The sequence below is a fragment of the Pseudomonas sp. SIMBA_041 genome, assembly GCF_046535095.1.
In the GTDB taxonomy this organism is placed as follows: domain Bacteria; phylum Pseudomonadota; class Gammaproteobacteria; order Pseudomonadales; family Pseudomonadaceae; genus Aquipseudomonas; species Aquipseudomonas mucoides.
Genome location: NZ_JAWRXJ010000002.1, coordinates 519,099 through 538,086 on the forward strand (window position 1 = coordinate 519,099; position 18,988 = coordinate 538,086).

General features: G+C 59.0%; 22 protein-coding genes and 1 pseudogene. 10 read left to right on the plus strand and 13 right to left on the minus strand.

The features are described 5' to 3' along the window. Nucleotides 1-207 precede the first annotated feature (207 nt). A complete protein-coding gene (locus SB725_RS06120) occupies nt 208-531 on the plus strand; it encodes a DUF3077 domain-containing protein (protein ID WP_410921437.1) in 324 nt (107 codons plus the stop codon). A gap of 190 nt (nt 532-721) precedes the next feature. Here SB725_RS06120 and SB725_RS06125 read toward each other — a convergent pair whose 3' ends face one another. Then, on the minus strand, nt 722-2,623 hold the full coding sequence (locus SB725_RS06125) for a potassium transporter Kup (RefSeq protein WP_027925018.1): 1,902 nt from the start codon (nt 2,621-2,623) through the stop codon (nt 722-724). A gap of 288 nt (nt 2,624-2,911) precedes the next feature. On the opposite strand from SB725_RS06125, the gene rimO reads away from it, so the two are divergent. From rimO to tsaA, 6 genes are all read left to right on the plus strand, one after another. Beyond that, complete coding sequence (gene rimO / locus SB725_RS06130) at nt 2,912-4,249, plus strand: 30S ribosomal protein S12 methylthiotransferase RimO (protein ID WP_059181533.1); 1,338 nt, start codon at nt 2,912-2,914, stop codon at nt 4,247-4,249. Between the two features lie 113 nt (nt 4,250-4,362). Continuing rightward, nucleotides 4,363-4,836, plus strand: coding sequence for a GNAT family N-acetyltransferase (locus SB725_RS06135; RefSeq protein WP_059181534.1), 474 nt, complete (start codon nt 4,363-4,365; stop codon nt 4,834-4,836). An 83-nt stretch (nt 4,837-4,919) separates the two neighbouring features. Then, the gene (locus SB725_RS06140; protein ID WP_027925014.1) at nt 4,920-5,630 is read left to right on the plus strand and encodes an rRNA pseudouridine synthase; all 711 of its coding nucleotides are present in this window, start codon (nt 4,920-4,922) and stop codon (nt 5,628-5,630) included. A 76-nt stretch (nt 5,631-5,706) separates the two neighbouring features. Then, nucleotides 5,707-6,177 carry a DUF1456 family protein gene (locus tag SB725_RS06145; RefSeq protein WP_008010137.1) on the plus strand — a complete coding sequence of 157 codons (471 nt, stop codon included), beginning with the start codon at nt 5,707-5,709 and terminating at the stop codon, nt 6,175-6,177. A gap of 193 nt (nt 6,178-6,370) precedes the next feature. Next, nucleotides 6,371-7,141: an SDR family oxidoreductase gene (locus SB725_RS06150; RefSeq protein WP_027925013.1), complete on the plus strand. Its 771-nt coding sequence runs from the start codon at nt 6,371-6,373 to the stop codon at nt 7,139-7,141. A 161-nt stretch (nt 7,142-7,302) separates the two neighbouring features. After that, nucleotides 7,303-8,001 carry a tRNA (N6-threonylcarbamoyladenosine(37)-N6)-methyltransferase TrmO gene (gene tsaA, locus SB725_RS06155; RefSeq protein WP_410921438.1) on the plus strand — a complete coding sequence of 233 codons (699 nt, stop codon included), beginning with the start codon at nt 7,303-7,305 and terminating at the stop codon, nt 7,999-8,001. Between the two features lie 123 nt (nt 8,002-8,124). Here tsaA and fpr read toward each other — a convergent pair whose 3' ends face one another. Continuing rightward, nucleotides 8,125-8,904 carry a ferredoxin-NADP reductase gene (gene fpr / locus SB725_RS06160; RefSeq protein WP_003443014.1) on the minus strand — a complete coding sequence of 260 codons (780 nt, stop codon included), beginning with the start codon at nt 8,902-8,904 and terminating at the stop codon, nt 8,125-8,127. A gap of 122 nt (nt 8,905-9,026) precedes the next feature. On the opposite strand from fpr, the gene SB725_RS06165 reads away from it, so the two are divergent. Continuing rightward, nucleotides 9,027-9,953: a LysR family transcriptional regulator gene (locus SB725_RS06165; protein ID WP_410921439.1), complete on the plus strand. Its 927-nt coding sequence runs from the start codon at nt 9,027-9,029 to the stop codon at nt 9,951-9,953. Here SB725_RS06165 and SB725_RS06170 read toward each other — a convergent pair. The 3 genes from SB725_RS06170 to SB725_RS06180 all read right to left on the minus strand — a co-directional run bounded on the left by SB725_RS06170 (nt 9,950) and on the right by SB725_RS06180 (nt 11,993). Further along, entirely contained in the window at nt 9,950-10,312 is a 363-nt protein-coding gene (locus SB725_RS06170; protein WP_008010143.1) for a diacylglycerol kinase, read from the minus strand. The two genes, SB725_RS06165 and SB725_RS06170, sit on opposite strands and share 4 nt — an antisense overlap. 75 nt (nt 10,313-10,387) lie before the next feature. Continuing rightward, a complete protein-coding gene (gene erdR, locus SB725_RS06175; RefSeq protein WP_027925010.1) occupies nt 10,388-11,038 on the minus strand; it encodes a response regulator transcription factor ErdR in 651 nt (216 codons plus the stop codon). Nucleotides 11,039-11,234: 196 nt separating this feature from the next. Continuing rightward, the gene (locus tag SB725_RS06180) at nt 11,235-11,993 is read right to left on the minus strand and encodes a tRNA-uridine aminocarboxypropyltransferase (RefSeq protein ID WP_027925009.1); all 759 of its coding nucleotides are present in this window, start codon (nt 11,991-11,993) and stop codon (nt 11,235-11,237) included. Nucleotides 11,994-12,182: 189 nt separating this feature from the next. Between SB725_RS06180 and SB725_RS06185 the strand changes: the two genes are divergently transcribed. After that, nucleotides 12,183-12,608, plus strand: coding sequence for a PA3611 family quorum-sensing-regulated virulence factor (locus SB725_RS06185; protein WP_027925008.1), 426 nt, complete (start codon nt 12,183-12,185; stop codon nt 12,606-12,608). On the opposite strand, the gene SB725_RS06190 is transcribed toward SB725_RS06185, so the two are convergent. After that, complete coding sequence (locus SB725_RS06190; RefSeq protein ID WP_027925007.1) at nt 12,609-12,803, minus strand: hypothetical protein; 195 nt, start codon at nt 12,801-12,803, stop codon at nt 12,609-12,611. A 371-nt stretch (nt 12,804-13,174) separates the two neighbouring features. Between SB725_RS06190 and SB725_RS06195 the strand changes: the two genes are divergently transcribed. Next, entirely contained in the window at nt 13,175-14,293 is a 1,119-nt protein-coding gene (locus SB725_RS06195) for a TIGR00730 family Rossman fold protein (protein WP_059181535.1), read from the plus strand. Nucleotides 14,294-14,337: 44 nt separating this feature from the next. Here the strand turns inward: SB725_RS06195 and recX are convergent, their stop codons facing one another. The 7 genes and pseudogenes from recX to SB725_RS06230 form a co-directional block, all read right to left on the minus strand. Further along, on the minus strand, nt 14,338-14,805 hold the full coding sequence (recX, locus tag SB725_RS06200) for a recombination regulator RecX (RefSeq protein WP_027925005.1): 468 nt from the start codon (nt 14,803-14,805) through the stop codon (nt 14,338-14,340). A gap of 8 nt (nt 14,806-14,813) precedes the next feature. Beyond that, nucleotides 14,814-15,866 carry a recombinase RecA gene (gene recA, locus SB725_RS06205; RefSeq protein WP_007907270.1) on the minus strand — a complete coding sequence of 351 codons (1,053 nt, stop codon included), beginning with the start codon at nt 15,864-15,866 and terminating at the stop codon, nt 14,814-14,816. Between the two features lie 83 nt (nt 15,867-15,949). Beyond that, the gene (locus SB725_RS06210) at nt 15,950-16,450 is read right to left on the minus strand and encodes a CinA family protein (RefSeq protein WP_027925004.1); all 501 of its coding nucleotides are present in this window, start codon (nt 16,448-16,450) and stop codon (nt 15,950-15,952) included. A 74-nt stretch (nt 16,451-16,524) separates the two neighbouring features. After that, nucleotides 16,525-16,649 (minus strand): annotated as a pseudogene (locus SB725_RS06215) (lysis protein); the annotation flags it as partial. Nucleotides 16,650-16,667: 18 nt separating this feature from the next. Beyond that, nucleotides 16,668-17,231: a glycoside hydrolase family 19 protein gene (locus SB725_RS06220; RefSeq protein WP_027925003.1), complete on the minus strand. Its 564-nt coding sequence runs from the start codon at nt 17,229-17,231 to the stop codon at nt 16,668-16,670. A gap of 128 nt (nt 17,232-17,359) precedes the next feature. Beyond that, complete coding sequence (locus tag SB725_RS06225) at nt 17,360-17,707, minus strand: phage holin family protein (RefSeq protein WP_027925002.1); 348 nt, start codon at nt 17,705-17,707, stop codon at nt 17,360-17,362. Nucleotides 17,708-18,205: 498 nt separating this feature from the next. Beyond that, nucleotides 18,206-18,940: a helix-turn-helix transcriptional regulator gene (locus SB725_RS06230; RefSeq protein ID WP_027925001.1), complete on the minus strand. Its 735-nt coding sequence runs from the start codon at nt 18,938-18,940 to the stop codon at nt 18,206-18,208. Nucleotides 18,941-18,988 lie beyond the last annotated feature (48 nt).

Here is an 18,988-nt window from a genome sequence, read left to right on the forward strand (position 1 = left end):
CGATCGGGCTTGGAAACCCGTCGGATACTAGCCGCAACAGTGCCCCCTCATGATCGCATGCGTTTTTTGTGATCATGAGTTATGGCAGCTGTGCGTGGGACGCCCTCGGGCGTGCCGGTTTCCTAGTTCCCGGTTTCCAACCTGCGTACAGCTGCCACCCATTCGCTTGGAAACGAGTGGGGTAGCCCCTCAACTAGGAAATTGACTATGACCAAAACAGATGCTTCCGCGATTTCAGATTTAAAAACCATCGGCTTCACCCCCCTCATCTACAGCTCGGATCAAGCGCTATTCAACGTCCGCGCCGGCGTCCCCATCGTCGAAGCTTTAGCCCAAGCCTCCGACCTCCTCTTCCTCGGCAAATCATTCGCCGAGGATGCCGCCTACGCAAAAGACACCGACCGCCATGCCTGGGCCGCGCACTACCTGACGGCAATGGGTAAGGCTGTTATTGATGATGTCTTGAAGGTGCTAACCCCACGACCTGCCCGGACAAAGACCGAATCCGAAGAAGAGCGTCCCGTAAGCTAGTAACACCGCAATTCCCTTGTGGGAGCGGGCTTGCCCGCGATGACGGCGGCAGATCCAGCATTGATTTGACAGACATACCGCTATCGCGGGCAAGCCCGCTCCCACAGGGATTTTCATTGGGTCGGGATCAAATGCCAGACACAAAAAAGCCCCCGCCACCTTCACGGCAACGGGGGCTTTTTGTTGAGGCTTACATTTCTACCTGAGTCCCCAGCTCAATCACCCGGTTCAACGGCAGATTAAAGAAGCGCAAATTGCCATTGGCGTTTTTCAACATGAACGCAAACAACCCCTCTCGCCAACGGGCCATGCCTTCCAGCTTGGAGGCAATCACCGTCTCGCGGCTGAGGAAGTAGGTGGTGCGCATCGGACTGAAGTCCAGGTCATCGAGGTGACACAGTTTCAGCGCCTGTGGCACGTCCGGTTCGTCGACGAAACCGAAGTGCAGGATCACCCGAAAGAACCCTTCGCCGTAGGAATCAACTTCGAAGCGTCGGCTCGGCGGTACCCGTGGGATGTCTTCGTAGACCACCGTCAGCAGCACCACTTGCTCGTGCAGCACTTGGTTATGCAGCAGGTTGTGCAACAGCGCATGAGGCACCGCATCCGGGCGTGCGGTCAGGAACACGGCGGTGCCCTGCACGCGATGCGGCGGTTGCACACGGATACTGCTGATGAAAATCGGCAGGGGCAGCCCACCTTCGTCCATGCGTTCGACCAGCAATTGCTTGCCGCGTTTCCAGGTGGTCATCAGCACGAACAACGCGATACCGGCGATCACCGGGAAGGCGCCGCCCTGGACGATTTTCGGCACGTTGGCGGCGAAGTACAGGCCGTCCACCAGCAGGAAGCCGATCAACACCGGCACCGCGAGGACCGGAGGCCATTTCCACAGCAGCAACATCACCGCCGACACCAGGATGGTGGTCATCAGCATGGTGCCGGTCACCGCCACGCCGTACGCCGAGGCCAGGGCGCCGGAGGATTCGAAGCCCAGCACCAGCAGGATCACGCCGACCATCAGCGCCCAGTTCACCGCACCGATGTAAATCTGGCCTTGTTCGGCGCTGGAGGTGTGGCGGATGTGCATGCGCGGAATGTAGCCGAGCTGGATCGCCTGACGGGTCAGGGAGAACGCACCGGAAATCACCGCTTGCGAGGCGATCACCGTGGCCAGGGTCGACAGGCCCACCAGCGGGATCAACGCCCAGCTTGGCGCCAACAGATAGAACGGGTTACGAGCGGCTTCCGGATCCCCCAGCAACAGCGCGCCTTGGCCGAAGTAGTTCAGCACCAGCGCCGGCAACACGAGGATGAACCAGGCGCGGGCAATCGGCTTGCGACCGAAGTGGCCCATGTCGGCGTACAGCGCTTCGGCGCCGGTCAACGCCAGCACGACCGCGCCGAGGATCGCCACGCCCATGCCCGGGTGCTGGGTGAAGAAACGCACGCCCCAGACCGGGTTCAGCGCTTGCAACACCTCCGGGTGCTGCATGATCCCGTAGACGCCCAGCGCCCCCAGCACCACAAACCAGGTGACCATGATCGGCCCGAACAGAATGCCGATTCGCGCGGTGCCGTGGCTCTGGATCAGGAACAGCGCCACCAGCACGACCAACGACAGCGGGACCACCCAATGGTCGATGCCATCGAACGCCAAGCCAAGACCTTCAATCGCCGAGAGGACGGAAATTGCCGGGGTGATCATGCTGTCCCCGTAGAACAGCGCCGCACCGATCAGCCCGCAGACCACCAGCAACCCTCGCAACCTGGGATACCCCGACGCCGCCCGTCTGGCCAGCGCCGTCAGGGCCATGATCCCGCCCTCGCCCTGGTTGTCGGCGCGCAGCACGAACATCATGTACTTGATCGAGACGACCCAGATCAGCGACCAGAAGATCAGCGCCAGTATTCCCAGCACGCCGTCATGGTTGACCGGCACGCCGTAGCCACCGGAAAACACTTCTTTGAGGGTGTACAGCGGGCTTGTGCCGATATCGCCGTAAACCACCCCGACCGCCGCGACCAGCATGCCGATCGGCTTCGCCGCCGAATGCCCGGCGCTCGCTGCCTGACTACTTGCCTGACCCATCCACCACTCCTACTACCCAGAACGGACTTCTTTGGAAGAAGCACTATGCATTGCCACGCAGCATGCGCTGTTTTACTTCAGGTTACAGACGATATGTTGACTGTAAATATTTGGTAAAGCCTAACGGCGCGAAGCATAGCGCAGCACTCGTCGTATTTCCCTGCATAAAGCTGGTCAAGTGAACGACTGATCGCTAGAATTGCGCACTTTTTGATCAGAGGCGCAGAAAAGCGCCCGTTTGTCGCCTTGCCGACTCGGCTGGAGGCGTCACAAATACCGAGGTTAGACATGTCCACCACTCCTGCGCCGGCCAATCCAAAGGTTGGCTTCGTATCCCTGGGTTGCCCAAAAGCACTGGTCGACTCCGAGCGCATCCTTACCCAGCTGCGCATGGAAGGCTATGACGTCGTGTCCACTTACGAGGACGCCGATGTCGTGGTGGTCAACACCTGCGGCTTCATCGACTCGGCCAAGGCTGAATCGCTGGAAGTGATCGGCGAAGCCATCAAGGAAAACGGCAAGGTTATCGTGACCGGCTGCATGGGCGTCGAAGAAGGCAACATTCGCAAGGTGCACCCAAGCGTGCTGGCCGTGACCGGTCCGCAGCAGTACGAGCAAGTGGTCAACGCCGTGCACGACGCCGTGCCGCCGCGTCAGGATCACAACCCGCTGATCGACCTGGTGCCGCCGCAAGGCATCAAGCTGACCCCGCGCCACTACGCCTACCTGAAGATTTCCGAAGGCTGCAACCACAGCTGCAGCTTCTGCATCATCCCGTCGATGCGCGGCAAACTGGTCAGCCGTCCGGTCGGTGACGTGCTCGACGAGGCTCAGCGCCTGGTCAAGGCCGGCGTCAAAGAGCTGCTGGTAATTTCCCAAGACACCAGCGCTTACGGCGTTGATGTGAAATACCGCACCGGTTTCTGGAACGGCGCGCCGGTGAAAACCCGCATGACCGAACTCTGCGAAGCCCTGAGCACCCTCGGCGTCTGGGTTCGCCTGCACTACGTTTACCCGTACCCGCACGTCGACGAGCTGATCCCGTTGATGGCCGCCGGCAAGATCCTGCCGTACCTGGACATCCCGTTCCAGCACGCCAGCCCGAAAGTCCTGAAAGCCATGAAACGCCCGGCCTTCGAAGACAAGACCCTGGCGCGCATCAAGAACTGGCGCGAGATCTGCCCGGACCTGATCATCCGTTCGACCTTCATCGTCGGCTTCCCTGGCGAAACCGAAGAAGATTTCCAGTACCTGCTGGACTGGCTGACCGAAGCCCAGCTCGACCGCGTCGGCTGCTTCCAGTACTCGCCCGTCGAAGGCGCCCCGGCCAACCTGCTGGACGCGGCCATCGTGCCGGACGACGTCAAGCAAGACCGCTGGGACCGCTTCATGGCGCACCAGCAAGCGATCAGCTCGGCGCGCCTGCAACTGCGCATCGGCCGTGAAATCGAAGTGTTGGTGGACGAAGTCGACGAGCAAGGCGCGGTTGGGCGTTGCTTCTTCGACGCCCCGGAAATCGACGGCAACGTGTTCATCGACAACGGCAGCAACTTGAAGCCGGGCGACAAAGTCTGGTGCAAAGTGACCGACGCCGACGAATACGACCTGTGGGCTGAACAGATCTAAACGCAAAAAATACGAAAAGCCCTGCTCTCTTGACGAGATGCGGGGCTTTTTTACGTCTATCGTTTTGTGGGAGAAAGGACTCGCACACCCCACTGCACACAGGACATCCGGCCATGCGCCATCATTCGGTCATCCACACCCCGAAACACAGTGACTACGAAGAACTCACCCGGGTCTGGGAGGCCTCGGTGCGCGCCACCCATGACTTTCTGCCAGACAGTTACATCCTGTTGTTGAAAGATCTGGTGCTGACCCGCTACCTCGATGCCGTGATGCTGATTTGCACCCGGGACCCGCGCCAGCGCATCACCGGGTTCGCCGGGGTGGCGGCCGGCAAGATCGAAATGCTCTTCATCGATCCCGCCCACCGCGGCCAGGGCCTGGGCAAACAGTTGCTACGCTATGCCATGGAACACCTGAATGCCGACGAACTGGACGTCAACGAACAGAACCCGCAAGCCTTGGGGTTCTACTTCAAACAAGGCTTCGAAGTGATCGGCCGTTCCGAGTTTGACGGCATGGGCCAGCCTTATCCGCTGTTGCATATGCGCATGAAGCAGGCAGATCAGCACGCTCAACGCGGCTAAAAGTCTCACCTTGCAAAATGGACCCGCGATTAACCGGCGCCACGCAGGTACAATGCCCACCCCTTTTTTGTTACGGCCCTGTCATGACTGACCCGATTCGTCTCTCCAAACGCCTCATCGAACTCGTCGGCTGTTCCCGTCGGGAGGCTGAGCTGTTCATCGAGGGTGGCTGGGTGACCGTGGACGGTGAAGTCATCGACGAGCCGCAATTCAAGGTCGGCACGCAAAAAGTCGAACTCGACCCCGAGGCCAAGGCCACTGCACCAGAACCGGTGACTATCCTGTTGAACGTGCCCGTGGGCATGGACGCGGACACCGCCATGGCCACCCTGAGCGCCGAGACGCTGAGCGAAGAACACCGCTTCAGCAAACGTCCGCTCAAGGGCCATTTCCTGCGCCTGACCGCCAGCACCGACCTGCAGGCCAACGCCAGCGGTTTGCTGGTGTTCACCCAGGACTGGAAGATTCTGCGCAAACTCACTGCCGATGCCAGCAAGATCGAGCAAGAGTATGTGGTCGAGGTTGAAGGCGACATGGTGGCTCACGGCCTTAACCGCCTGAACCACGGCCTGACGTACAAGGGCAAGGAACTGCCGCCGGTCAAGGCCAGCTGGCAGAACGAAAACCGCCTGCGCTTTGCGATGAAGAACCCGCAACCGGGCGTGATCGCCCTGTTTTGCCAGGCCGTCGGCCTGAAGGTCGTCGCCATCCGCCGCATCCGCATCGGCGGTGTGTCCATCGGCAAAGTGCCGCTGGGCCAATGGCGCTACCTGTCCGGCAAAGAGAAGTTCTAAGGCTTCTCCCGCCGCCACACATTCCGGCGCCGCTGTTTGCTGCGGCGCCCACTGCTGAATATCAGGATTGCACACCATGATTCATAACGACGTATTGCGCAGCGTTCGCTACATGCTGGACATCAGCGACAAGAAGGTCATCGAGATCATCAAGCTCGGCGGCATGGACGTGTCCATGGAAGACCTGCTGACTTACCTCGACAAGAAAGAAGAAGACGAAGAAGGCTTCGTCCGCTGCCCGGATGAAGTCATGGCGCACTTCCTCGATGGCCTGGTGATCTTCAAGCGCGGCAAGGACGAAAGCCGTCCACCGCAGCCGATCGAAGTCCCGGTGACCAACAACATCATCCTGAAAAAGCTGCGCGTAGCCTTCGAACTGAAAGAAGACGACATGCACGCGATCCTCAAGGCTGCCGAGTTTCCGGTGTCCAAGCCTGAGCTAAGCGCGCTGTTCCGCAAGTTCGGCCACACCAACTACCGCACCTGTGGCGACCAATTGCTGCGCAACTTCCTCAAAGGCCTGACCCTGCGCGTTCGGCCGCAGTAAGCGCCTCGTCCCCTGTAGGAGCACAGCTTGCTGTGCGATAGCGATCTTCAAAACGCCATCGCCAGCAAGCTGTGTTCCTACAGAAGCGGACTCAGACTGGGCCGAATGGCCCCTCATTCCTCGCAAAAATAGTGGCTCCGCTGACGGCGGCTGACGACTAGGGTGTACTGACCCTCAACGCTCAGGATTCGCCATGCACCCGTACTTTTCCCTGCAAGGCCGCACTGCACTGGTGACCGGTGGCACCCGTGGTATCGGCAAAATGATCGCCAAGGCTTATGTCGAAGCCGGCGCAACCGTGTACGTCTGCGCCCGGGATGCTGAAGCTTGCCGGCAAACGGCTGACGAGTTGAACGCATTCGGGCGCTGCCATGGCGTAGCGGCCAACCTGGCCACCGAAGAAGGTGTGCTTCAACTGGCGACGCGCCTGGGCGAGCAGATCACTCATCTGGATATTCTGGTGAACAACGCCGGCACAACGTGGGGCGCTCCGCTGGAGAGCTACCCGGTCAAGGGTTGGGAAAAGGTCATGCAGCTCAACGTGACGTCGGTGTTCAACTGCATTCAGCAGTTTTTGCCGCTGCTGCGCAAAGCCGGCTCCGAAGCCAATCCGGCGCGGATCATCAACATCGGCTCGGTGGCCGGGATTTCGTCCTTTGGTGAGCAGGCGTATGCCTACGGGCCAAGTAAAGCCGCCCTACATCAATTGTCGCGGATTCTGGCGCGGGAACTGGTGAGCCAGCACATCAACGTCAACGTGATTGCGCCGGGGCGTTTCCCGAGCAAGATGACCCAGCACATTGGCAATGATGAACAGGCGTTGGCGGAGGATACGGCGCTGATTCCGATGAAGCGCTGGGGCCGAGAGGAAGAGATGGCGGCGCTGGCGATCAGTCTGGCGAGTACGGCGGGGGCGTATATGACCGGGAATATTATTCCTTTGGATGGTGGGTTCAGTCTCTGAGATTGGCGGTGCGGCCATCGCGGGCAAGCCACGCGCCCACCGTTGGAATGCATTCCCCTGTGGGAGCGAGGCTTGCCCGCGATGACGGACTGACTGGCACCACCGATCCTGTGGCCGCTCGGGTTATCATGCCCGTCCTGACCCCGCCTCGACCCCAGATCATGACCTACAGCGTTTCCCCCATCGGCTTCGTGCGCTCCTGCTTCAAGGAGAAGTTCGCCATCCCGCGCCAACCGCAACTGGCCCCGGCCGCTCGCGGTGTACTGGAGTTGGTCGCGCCGTTCGATCAGGGCGATGCGGTGCAAGGCCTGGAACAGGTCAGTCACGTCTGGTTGCTGTTCCTGTTCCACCAGGCCCTGGAAGAAAAACCGCGCTTGAAAGTCCGCCCGCCTCGTCTAGGCGGCAACAAATCCATGGGCGTATTCGCCACCCGCGCTACGCATCGGCCCAACGGCATCGGTCAATCCGTGGTCAAGCTGGACAAGGTCGAAGCCAATCGCCTGTGGATATCCGGGATCGACTTGCTGGACGGCACGCCGATTCTCGACATCAAACCTTACGTGCCTTACGCCGACATCATCGACAGCGCCGCCAACAACATCGCCAGCGCCGCGCCGCAGCTGATTCCCGTGCAGTGGACGGATGCCGCGCTGCAACAGGCTCATGGCCATGCTCAGCGCCTTGAAGAGCCCTTGGTGGCGTTGATCGAGCAATGCCTGGCACAAGACCCACGTCCGGCGTACCAGATTCCTACACCCGAGCGGGAATATGGCGCGCAGTTCTGGGACCTGGACGTGCGTTGGCATTATCCCGAGGCCGGGGTTATCCGCGTCCTGGAAGTCATCCCCGCGAAAATCTAAACACCAGAAACAACTGTGGGAGCGAGCTTGCTCGCGATGGCGGTGTGTCAGTCAATATTGATGTCGACTGACACTCCCCTATCGCGAGCAAGCTCGCTCCCACAGGTAAAACAACGCTGTTGCTTACTTCTCGACGAACGCTCGCTCGATCAGGTAATCACCCGGCTCGCGCATCCGCGGCGACACTTTCAGGCCGAAGCTGTTCAGCACTTCGCTGGTCTCGTCGAGCATGCTCGGGCTGCCGCACAGCATGGCGCGGTCGTCCTGCGGGTTGATCGGTGGCAGGCCGATGTCGCTGAACAGCTTACCGCTGCGCATCAGGTCGGTCAGGCGACCTTCGTTCTCGAACGGCTCGCGGGTCACGGTCGGGTAGTAGATCAACTTGTCACGCAGGGCCTCGCCGAAAAATTCGTTCTGCGGCAGGTGCTCGGTGATGAATTCGCGGTAAGCGACTTCGTTGACGTAACGTACGCCGTGGCACAGGATCACTTTTTCGAAACGCTCGTAGGTTTCCGGGTCCTGGATGACGCTCATGAACGGCGCCAGACCGGTACCGGTGCTGAGCAGGTACAAATGTTTGCCAGGCTTCAAGTCATCCAGCACCAGGGTGCCGGTAGGCTTCTTGCTGATGATGATCTCGTCGCCTTCCTTCAGATGCTGCAACTGGGAAGTCAGCGGGCCATCAGGCACTTTGATGCTGAAGAACTCGAGATGCTCTTCCCAGTTCGGGCTGGCAATCGAGTAAGCGCGCATAAGCGGGCGGCCGTTGGGCTGTTGCAGGCCGATCATCACGAACTGACCGTTCTCGAAGCGCAGACCCGGATCACGGGTGCACTTGAAGCTGAACAGAGTGTCGTTCCAGTGATGAACACTGAGGACACGCTCGTGGTTCATGTTGCTCATGTACGTGGGACTCCTGGAGATTTTGCCTGCGCCGATGATGTGCGCAATTGCATCGCATTCTAAAGGCAGAGACAATATCTGTTAAATGGATTATTAAGATAAGGGTTATCGGTTATATCGATATGCGATTTACTCTCCGTCAACTTCAAGTATTCGTCGCCGTCGCCCAGCAGGAAAGCGTATCCCGTGCTGCGGGCTTGCTCAACCTCTCGCAATCGGCGGCGAGCACCTCGATCACCGAACTGGAGCGCCAGTCCAGCTGCCAGCTGTTCGACCGCGCCGGCAAACGGCTGAGCCTCAATGCCCTCGGCAAACAGCTGCTGCCCCAAGCCGTGGCCCTGCTCGATCAGTCCAAGGAAATCGAAGACCTGCTCAACGGCAAGTCCGGTTTCGGCTCATTGGCGGTCGGCGCGACCCTGACCATCGGCAACTATCTGGCCACCTTGCTGATCGGCAGCTTCATGCAGCGTCATCCGGAAAGCCAGGTGAAGCTGCACGTGCAGAACACTGCCAATATCGTGCAACAAGTCGCCCACTATGAAATTGATCTGGGTCTAATTGAAGGCGACTGCAGCCATCCGGACATCGAAGTGCAAAGCTGGGTCGAGGATGAGCTGGTGGTGTTCTGCGCACCGCAGCATCCATTGGCCAAACGCGGTATCGCGACCATAGAGGAGCTGAGTCACGAGGCATGGATATTGCGTGAGCAAGGCTCTGGCACACGACTGACCTTCGACCAGGCCATGCGTCACCATCGCAGCTCGCTGAATATCCGGCTCGAACTGGAACACACCGAAGCGATCAAGCGCGCAGTGGAATCGGGATTGGGGATTGGGTGTATCTCACGGCTGGCACTGCGCGATGCGTTCCGTCGTGGCAGCCTGGTTCCCGTGGAAACACCGGACCTGGACCTGGCGCGACAGTTCTACTTCATCTGGCACAAACAGAAATATCAGACATCGGCGATGCGCGAGTTCCTCGACCTGTGCCGCGCTTTCACCGCAGGGGTTCAGCGCAGCGACGAGATCGTTCTGCCGAATATCGCTTAAAGCAGAATCACCGCCCAGACCAGCGCGATCATGCTCAGCGCCACGAATTGAGCTGCGCTGCCCATGTCCTTGGCGTTCTTGGACAGCGGGTGCAATTCCAGGGAAATGCGATCGATGGCCGCTTCCACCGCTGAGTTCAGCAACTCGACGATCAGCGCCAACAGGCAGACGGCAATCAGCAGCGCCTGCTCGACACGGCTGACGTTCAAAAAGAACGACAGCGGAATCAGGATGACGTTGAGCAACACCAGTTGGCGAAAGGCCGCTTCGCCGGTGAAGGCTGCGCGCAGGCCATCCAGCGAATAGCCGGAGGCATTGAGGATACGCTTGAGGCCGGTTTGGCCTTTGAAAGGTGACATAGAGTGGGCAACTGACCAGATAGGAATGGGAACGCTAGATCAAGCAAAGTCAAAATAGCGTGAACATGGAGCTGTTTAGTGGCTTGGAATTGACTCAAGTTGTTGCAAGAGTAGTGCAGCCTGGGTCCGGGTCCGCACATTCAGCTTGCGGAAGATCGCCGTGACATGGGCTTTGATCGTTGCTTCCGAGACACTCAGCTCGTAAGCAATCTGTTTGTTCAGCAAACCTTCACAGACCATGGTCAACACCCGGAACTGTTGGGGTGTCAGGCTGGCAAGGCCTTCGCTGGCGGCCTTGGCTTCCTCGGAAACGTTGACCGCTTCAAACGCCTGCGGCGGCCAGAATACGTCGCCGTCCAGTACGGCACGCACGGCTTTCTGGATCACGCTCAGGTCGCTGGATTTTGGAATGAACCCACTGGCGCCGAACTCACGGGACTTGACCATGATCGACGCTTCTTCCTGCGCGGACACCATCACCACCGGAATTTGCGGGTACTGACCGCGCAACAGCACGAGCCCGGAAAAACCGTAGGCACCGGGCATGTTCAAGTCCAGCAGCACCAGATCCCAATCGGACTTTTCATCCAGGCGGGCTTCCAGCTCGGCAATGCTCGCCACTTCCACCAGACGAACATCCGGGCCCAGGCCCAGAGTCACGGCCTGATGCAGCGCGCTTCGAAACAGCGGGTGATCATCGGCAATCAGGATTTCGTATGTGGCCATTTTTCAAATGATCCTGTTTTTCAAACGACTCAAGGCACAGCCACGGAGCTGCACCAATGGGGCACGTTCAACGCCAATAACAGCTGAAAACGGCGTATCAAACCTGGCCGCGCCCCAATCGGCGCCAAGCATGCCCAGCGAAGACTGGGTGGTCAAGGTGCATGGGCGGTACAGTTCTTTGCAGTATGGGCGACAATCAGCAGATGGCTGGGGCCGAGCTTTGCACGAAGGGCATCAGCTCGGCATGAGCGGGCGTGGCGACGTTCATGTCCAGTTGCCGTTTCGCGTCCAGGTAATGCTGGCTGAACACGTCGAAATAGGCGTCCAGCGCCGAGGCCGCTGCGGTATCCCCGGCCAGATCGAGGCACAGTGCAGCCACTTCGGCGGTGCACAAATGCTCGCTGCGGGTCGACCTGCGCAATCGGTATCGAGACAGCTTCTCGGGCAACAGGCTGAGGATCGGCAAGCGATCAAAGTAAGGGCTTTTGCGGAAAATCTTCCGGGCTTCTGTCCAAGTGGCGTCCAGCAGAATAAACAGCGGACGCTTCGAACTGTCCATGTCCACCGTGTTGGTGACACGCTCGGGCTCAACGTATTCCCCCGGAAACACCAGATAGGGCTGCCACTGCGGGTCGGCCAGCAACGCCAGCAATTGTTCATCAACCTCGGTGCGAGACCAGATAAACGCATGGTTGTCGCGTACCACATCGGCAATCAGCCAACCGGTGTTGCTCGGTTTGAACACTTCCTTGTTGGTCATGATCAGGCACACACCGGAGCGCGCCTCGACCTGCGGGCGCCAGGCGCACAGACAATGACTCTCGATCACCCGGCAGGAACGGCAACGCGGCGCCCTCCAGCCTCGGGCCTGAATCGGCTTGATCCCCTCTTCTTCTCGGGAATCGCGCAAGCGGGCCACGGCGTTGGCAGCAAAGGGCGGAATGGCAGGGTTCATCGCAGGCAGCGCCGGCAGAAGGAGGAAATCGACACGAAAAGCACTCGGCTGGGCAAAAAGTGCCACCAGTTTATCAGAGCAGCCAGCGCAAGCCTGTACCGTCCGGAGCGCGTCCCCTATAATTCGCCGCCACTGAACGCACAGTCATGTGACGGGTCGAAGCACCAGTCACTGAACCAGGAGAGTTTCATGCTGCGCCTTATCGTTCCCACCGCTGCCATTCTGCTGGCGTCGTCCTTCAGCGCTCAGGCTGCGTCCTTGAAAGACACGGAACTGAACAAAATGCTGCAAAACGTAGCCGCCCAAAGCAGCGTCGGCACGCCACGGGCGATCAACGAAGATATTCTCGATCAGGGTTATACCGTTGAAGGCACCGAGCTGATCAACCACCTCAGCGTCCAGAGCAGCCACGCTGACAAGATGCGCGCCGACCCCAAGGCTGTTTACTTCCAGCTGGGTTCTACCGTGTGCAACAACCCGGGCTTTCGCAAGCTGATGGCCAAGGGCGCGACCATGCGCTACGAGTTCACCGAGGTCAAAACCAACCGTCCGGTGGCCAGCGAGCGCTTCAAGGAGTCGGATTGCCTGCAACCGGCGGCCAAGAAGAAAAAGTAATCACCCGGATTTGGCGCGCCGTTGTTCATCCTCGGCGCGCAATTCTGCCAGCAACGCCTGCAAGTAATGTGACCGTCGCTCAGTTCCCTCCAGACGTCGGCAACACTCCTCCTCGAGACTCACGTGATGGGTCTCGGCTGATGACTTGAGCAATCGATACAGTCGCGTATCGATCTCCAGAATCACTCTGGCCATAACATCCCGCCTCCCTGCTCCTCGCCCTGCTTGAGCGAAAATTCCTTCAACTTCTAGAACCGCGCGCCCTGCCTTTGACGCAAAGTTGTCGTGTCGCATCTGTAGCTTAGTAAATCAGAGCGCCCGACACTCGGCGTGCGTTCAGACGAGCGGTGAAATCACCTTGCAAATCGTCAATAAGCGGTTGCCAGGAAACACTTTGCGGCGCAATGATCAAGCCAGCATAAATCTCTGCGAGGGTCTAGATTCATAGTGATCCCATTCACTTTTCCGGGCTGGAAAGGGGCCGCCCGCGACGCGTCTTGTTGTGCCAAGTGTGCGAATGTTTCCTGCTTCAAGGGAAAACACAGCCTGTATGGAAGGAGAAATTGATGCCTTACCAACCGAATGACCTGCTAAGCCGTCATTTTGAAGAAAGCGGCCACGACCTCACCAACAAGGTCGAAGAACAACTCAACCTGGTGTCACCCAACAGCCCCAACATCCCCATCTACCGCGACATGATCCTGACAGTGCTGCGCATGGCCCAGGAAGATCACAACCGCTGGAATGCCAAGATAACCCTTCAAACCCTGCGCGAACTGGAGCACGCCTTCCGTGTACTCGAGCAGTTCCGCAGCCGACGTAAAGTCACCGTGTTTGGCTCGGCCCGAACACCGATCGAACACCCACTGTATGGTCTGGCCCGAGAACTGGGCGCCGCGCTGGCGCGCTCGGACCTGATGGTCATCACTGGCGCTGGCGGCGGCATCATGGCGGCGGCGCACGAAGGGGCCGGCAGGGAGCACAGCCTGGGCTTTAACATCACCCTGCCGTTCGAACAACATGCCAACCCCACGGTGCAAGGCACCGCCAACCTGCTGCCCTTCCACTTCTTTTTCACCCGCAAGCTGTTCTTCGTCAAGGAAGCGGACGCGCTGGTCCTGTGCCCAGGCGGTTTCGGCACCCTGGATGAGGCGCTGGAAGTACTGACACTGATTCAGACCGGCAAAAGCCCATTGGTGCCGGTGGTATTACTGGACGCACCGGGCGGCAAGTTCTGGCAAGGCGCGCTGGACTTCATTCACCATCAACTGGAGGAAAACCGCTACATCCTGCCGACCGACATGAAGCTTGTGAGCCTTGTCTACAGCGCTGAAGAAGCGGTGGAACAGATCAACCAGTTCTACAGCAACTTCCACTCCAGCCGCTGGCTCAAGCATCAGTTTGTGATTCGCATGAACCACACCCTCAGTGAGCAAGCGCTTGACCACATGCAGGAAGCATTTGCCGACCTGTGCCTGAGCGATCGCTTCCATCAGCACGCCTACAGCGGCGAAGAGCACGATGAAGCGCAGTTCAGCCACTTGGCGCGACTAGCCTTCAACTTTAACGCGCGTGATCATGGTCGCCTGCGTGAACTGGTGGACTACATCAACCTGCCGCAAAACTGGGCGCAATCTACCCCCCAAACGCAGCAGCGCACGCGCGAGCCCTCCAAGGTTATGTGAGGCAAAAAAAATGGCCCGCTATCGAAATAGCGGGCCATTTTTTATCAATCATCCATTCCCCGGCCACTGAACAAGCGGCTGATCATCTCCATGGAGTATCCCCGATAACTCAGGAAGCGCCCTTGCTTGGCACGCTCCCGAGCATCTATCGGCAGATGCCCGGAAAATTTACGCCGCCAGGTATCCTCCAACTGCTCCTGCCAGTTGATACCGCTCTCGCGCAACGCGAGTTCGATATCGGCCCGTTGCAGACCGCGCTGGCCAAGCTCCTCGCGAATACGCAAAGGGCCATAACCGGAGCGGGCGCGGTAAGAAACAAAGCTTTCGAGGTAACGGGATTCGGACAGCAGGCCCTCTTCCGTCAAGCGGTCGAGTGCTGTGTCGATCATTTCAGGGAGGGCGCCTCGCTGACGCAGTTTACGCGTCAGCTCGACTCGACCGTGCTCGCGTCGAGCGAGCAGGTCCATTGCGGTTCGCCGCACCGCGACGAGTGTATCGAGTACGGCGGTCATCGGATCAATCAGATATCAGCGTCAGCCAGGTCATCAGCCGTCTCTTTGACTGGCGATGCTTTGACGTCCGGCGCCGGGGTCAGCAACTTGTCACGCAGTTGCTTCTCGAGCTTGGCGGCGATTTCCGGATTGTCTGCCAGGAACTTGGCCGAGTTGGCCTTGCCCTGACCGATCTTGGTGCCTTCATAGGCATACCAGGCGCCGGACTTCTCAACGAAACCGTGCAGAACACCCAGGTCGATCATCTCGCCATTGAGGTAGATGCCTTTGCCGTAAAGAATCTGGAACTCGGCCTGACGGAACGGCGAAGCCACTTTGTTCTTCACGACCTTGACGCGGGTTTCGCTACCGACGACTTCATCACCTTCTTTCACCGCGCCAGTACGACGGATGTCCAGACGAACCGACGCGTAGAACTTCAGCGCGTTACCACCGGTGGTGGTTTCCGGGCTGCCGAACATCACGCCGATTTTCATACGGATCTGGTTGATGAAGATCACCAGGCAGTTGGCGTTCTTGATGTTACCGGTGATTTTACGCAGCGCCTGGGACATCAGTCGGGCTTGCAAGCCGACGTGCATGTCGCCCATTTCGCCTTCGATTTCTGCCTTTGGCACCAGAGCGGCCACGGAGTCGACGATGATCACGTCAACGGCGTTGGAACGCACCAGCATGTCGGTGATTTCCAGGGCCTGCTCGCCGGTGTCCGGCTGCGAAACCAGCAGGTCGTCAACGTTGACGCCCAGTTTGCCGGCGTACTCAGGATCAAGGGCGTGTTCGGCATCGACGAATGCGCAGGTCGCGCCGGCTTTTTGAGCCTGGGCGATCACGGACAGTGTCAGTGTGGTTTTACCGGAGGATTCAGGACCGTAGATTTCAACGATACGGCCTTTTGGCAAGCCGCCAATGCCGAGCGCGATGTCCAGACCCAGAGAGCCAGTGGAGATAGCCGGGATCGCCTGACGGTCCTGATCGCCCATACGCATTACGGCACCCTTGCCGAATTGACGTTCGATCTGACCCAGGGCCGCAGCCAAGGCTTTCTTCTTGTTGTCGTCCATTAAAGTCCTCACGTAATCAATAAGGCCTGACGGCCAACACCTGTATAAGTAGCCAGTATTATTCCACAGCGATTCAGGATCGCCTACCCCTGATTTGAGATTTCTGTGGCGGCATGGCGCAGCAGCCCCTCTAGCGCGGCCTTCACCGTTTGTCGGCGGACTTCGTCGCGGTTACCAGGGAAGTGCTGCACCTCGCTGAACACCTGCTCACCGACGCCCCAGGCCAGCCAGACCGTGCCCACCGGCTTGCTCGCAGAGCCGCCATCCGGCCCCGCCACACCGCTGACTGCCACGGCAAAATGCGCCCGGCTCTTTTCCTGGGCACCGCGAACCATTGCCTCGACCACCTCGCGACTGACCGCCCCCACCGTCGAAAACAACTCGACCGGCACGTTCAATTGCTGGGTTTTCTGTCGATTGGAGTAAGTGACATAGCCAGCCTCGAACCACGCCGAACTTCCCGGAATACGGGTGATCGCCTCGCTGATCCCCCCGCCCGTGCAAGATTCGGCGGCCGTGACATGGGCATTGAGCACCTGCAAGCGCCTGCCCAGCTCAGCGGCCAGTTGGGTGATTTCTTTCACGGTCATCTCCTGAGCGAACGGAAGCGGAATGAGAACTACCGTACACGAGCGTATCGCGCTTGCAAGGCGCAGGATCAATCAAAATGTGAGGGCGCAAGGGCTCTGATATAGGCCTGACAAGCTTGCAAGGCAATCAGTCCACGGTCCCCGGTGTCGGTGATGGCGACCATCGTTGAGCATGCGCCGGGTCAAGTCCCGCCAATAACCCGCCAAGAGATCAGACCGAAGACTGGCATAGCACCGCCCTCGCCCGCGCCCAGAGTTGCAGACGATCCTCCAGGCCGTTCAGCCCACCATTGATGCGACGAGTAATGCTGTTGAACTGGTCGTGATCGGCGAGTTCGTTAAGGCCGTTCTGCGCCCAGTACCAGGCCGCGGATTCAGCGGCCCATTGAGGTTTTTCCAACAGTTGCGGAATAAACAGCAAGCGATCATCACCGAACAATCCAAGACTGCATTGGCGATAGTTATCGCGGCCAGTGATCTGGATCAAGCCTCGGCCGCAGTACTTTTGACCATCACCATCCTGTGCAGGAGTGTTACCCAAGCGAGTAGCCAAGGCACCGGTGTCGTATTGGCTCAGATATTGTTCACTGCCGAGTTCACGTACGTATTGCAACTGCCCGGACTCATGGCCGACTTGAGCGAGAAAGACGGCGATACGTTTCGGGGTATTGATGTTGAAACGAGCCATGGCGGCATTGAGCGCAGAAATGAAAACGCCCGCTTGGACGCGGGCGTTGGGCATGATTTTTAGCAGTTGCCCATCGGTTAGCGGCATAAAAGGTCCTCGGTCAATAAACCGTTTATGGTGGGTTTGAATGAACGGCACTGGCCGTGGGAGACCTGCGTCCTTGCAGGCCGGATGCCGGTCGGCACCACTGCTCGCCAATCCATTGGTCTTGAGTTTCAACGATCCTGATGGGTGTCACGCGGGGGCACATCGCACACGTCCATGCGCTTCGCAGCCCAACGCTCATAAAGCCCGATGGACACGTCGGCCCCAGCCATTGCTGTCAGGCAGCCAAAGGCGCAGGCCGCCCAGATCGACACACCGGCGGCGTACAGCAGCATGATGGCCGAGACCCCACAGACCATGCAGGCCCCGGACCGCAAGGCCAGGCGTCGCAGCAGTGACCAGCCGCGAGCGCCGTCCTTGTCGGCGCGCCACATTTCGCCGGACACCCCGCCCACCAGGGCAAGGACGATGACGAGCCATATCGGCATGTCCAGCAACGCTAGTTGCTCGTTTGTCATGTCACGCCTCCGGGAGTGATTGATGAGTGGTTCTTTAAAACAGTGTTTTCTTGAGGTGCCTGATGGAAGGTAGGCATTCCAAAAAGCCCGGCATCGTTCCGGGCTTTTCAGTAATGCGGTCCTGCATTGACCTTTCGGCGCTACTGGCGCGGTACGAGTCCATTCATATTGTGTCGCCGACCGCGGTCGCTGCCCGCCGGATAACTGCTTCTGGTGCTTTACGCTGCACACCCGGGTCAGTTGCCAACCCTCTGAACCGTTGAGGCCGGTTCATCGCTGCCTTTGTGGTGGAACTAAAGAACTTCGTTTCGAGCTGCTTTGTTGAGCGGCTTGAGACAAAGAATATGCATGGATGCATATACAGTCAATGCGCTAATGCATTTATTTGCGTATTTAAAATGCACCACCGCATTGAAGCCCCACGGACAAAGGCTCAGCCGGTTTCGACAGGCGAAAAAAAACCCGCTCGATGGCGGGTTTTATCTGAAGGTGACGAGGTTAACGGGCGTACATGCCCCACCAGAAGACGTGACCGAGGATGACAATCTGCTCTTCCTGGATTTCCTGGAAGGTGTAGTCCTCGTCCGGGTGCTCATCACGATTGAAGCTGCGCAGGCGAATGCCGGTCGGCAGGCGATACAGCTGTTTTACCCGCAACTGGCCGTTATGGTTGATCGCATAAAGGTCGCCATCAACGATGTCGCCAATCCCGCACTTGCCGGCGTTCACGCCAACGGTGGCGCCATCGCGCAGCACCGGCAACATGCTGTTGCCGCGCACCGTCACGCATTTTGCCTGGTCGAACTGCACCCCGTTGTGACGCAAGCTGCGCTTGCCGAAGCGCAGGCTAGAGCGCTCGCTCTCTTCGATGACGAATCTTCCTGATCCAGCAGCCAATTCAACCTCGCGAAGAAAGGGAACCGACACCTCGTCGTCATCGACGGGCGTATCGTCGTCCCACAGACTTATGTCCTTGAGTTCGGAATGCACTTCATTGCGCGCGGCATGGGCGGCGGGCGCGACATCGGCGCGGCCACGCAACTGATCGGTGCTCACGGCGAAGTACTCGGCGATCTTCGAGATGTGTTTATCCGAAGGGTCGACGATCTTCCCGCTGAGAATCCGCGAGAGTGTGGATTGAGGCACGCCGGTGCGACGGTGCAGCTCCGTGGGGGAGATCCCGTGCTGATCGAGCAGTGCTCTTAAGACAGTAGAAACGTTGCGTTTTTGCATAACGCGCATAGTGCTTGTTCTTTTCGCCGAAGACAAATGCTGTTTTGC

Excerpts from the sequence above, each read along its gene's own strand:
- rimO (WP_059181533.1), top strand. The coding sequence starts at position 2,912 with ATGTCCACCACTCCTGCGCCGGCCAATCCAAAGGTTGGCTTCGTATCC.
- SB725_RS06230 (WP_027925001.1), bottom strand. The coding sequence starts at position 18,940 with ATGCAAAAACGCAACGTTTCTACTGTCTTAAGAGCACTGCTCGATCAG.
- SB725_RS06165 (WP_410921439.1), top strand. The coding sequence starts at position 9,027 with ATGCGATTTACTCTCCGTCAACTTCAAGTATTCGTCGCCGTCGCCCAG.
- tsaA (WP_410921438.1), top strand. The coding sequence starts at position 7,303 with ATGACCTACAGCGTTTCCCCCATCGGCTTCGTGCGCTCCTGCTTCAAG.
- SB725_RS06180 (WP_027925009.1), bottom strand. The coding sequence starts at position 11,993 with ATGAACCCTGCCATTCCGCCCTTTGCTGCCAACGCCGTGGCCCGCTTG.
- SB725_RS06125 (WP_027925018.1), bottom strand. The coding sequence starts at position 2,623 with ATGGGTCAGGCAAGTAGTCAGGCAGCGAGCGCCGGGCATTCGGCGGCG.
- SB725_RS06190 (WP_027925007.1), bottom strand. The coding sequence starts at position 12,803 with ATGGCCAGAGTGATTCTGGAGATCGATACGCGACTGTATCGATTGCTC.
- erdR (WP_027925010.1), bottom strand. The coding sequence starts at position 11,038 with ATGGCCACATACGAAATCCTGATTGCCGATGATCACCCGCTGTTTCGA.
- SB725_RS06170 (WP_008010143.1), bottom strand. The coding sequence starts at position 10,312 with ATGTCACCTTTCAAAGGCCAAACCGGCCTCAAGCGTATCCTCAATGCC.
- fpr (WP_003443014.1), bottom strand. The coding sequence starts at position 8,904 with ATGAGCAACATGAACCACGAGCGTGTCCTCAGTGTTCATCACTGGAAC.
- recX (WP_027925005.1), bottom strand. The coding sequence starts at position 14,805 with ATGACCGCCGTACTCGATACACTCGTCGCGGTGCGGCGAACCGCAATG.
- SB725_RS06195 (WP_059181535.1), top strand. The coding sequence starts at position 13,175 with ATGCCTTACCAACCGAATGACCTGCTAAGCCGTCATTTTGAAGAAAGC.
- SB725_RS06140 (WP_027925014.1), top strand. The coding sequence starts at position 4,920 with ATGACTGACCCGATTCGTCTCTCCAAACGCCTCATCGAACTCGTCGGC.
- SB725_RS06135 (WP_059181534.1), top strand. The coding sequence starts at position 4,363 with ATGCGCCATCATTCGGTCATCCACACCCCGAAACACAGTGACTACGAA.
- SB725_RS06120 (WP_410921437.1), top strand. The coding sequence starts at position 208 with ATGACCAAAACAGATGCTTCCGCGATTTCAGATTTAAAAACCATCGGC.
- SB725_RS06225 (WP_027925002.1), bottom strand. The coding sequence starts at position 17,707 with ATGACAAACGAGCAACTAGCGTTGCTGGACATGCCGATATGGCTCGTC.
- SB725_RS06150 (WP_027925013.1), top strand. The coding sequence starts at position 6,371 with ATGCACCCGTACTTTTCCCTGCAAGGCCGCACTGCACTGGTGACCGGT.
- SB725_RS06185 (WP_027925008.1), top strand. The coding sequence starts at position 12,183 with ATGCTGCGCCTTATCGTTCCCACCGCTGCCATTCTGCTGGCGTCGTCC.
- SB725_RS06145 (WP_008010137.1), top strand. The coding sequence starts at position 5,707 with ATGATTCATAACGACGTATTGCGCAGCGTTCGCTACATGCTGGACATC.
- SB725_RS06220 (WP_027925003.1), bottom strand. The coding sequence starts at position 17,231 with ATGCCGCTAACCGATGGGCAACTGCTAAAAATCATGCCCAACGCCCGC.
- recA (WP_007907270.1), bottom strand. The coding sequence starts at position 15,866 with ATGGACGACAACAAGAAGAAAGCCTTGGCTGCGGCCCTGGGTCAGATC.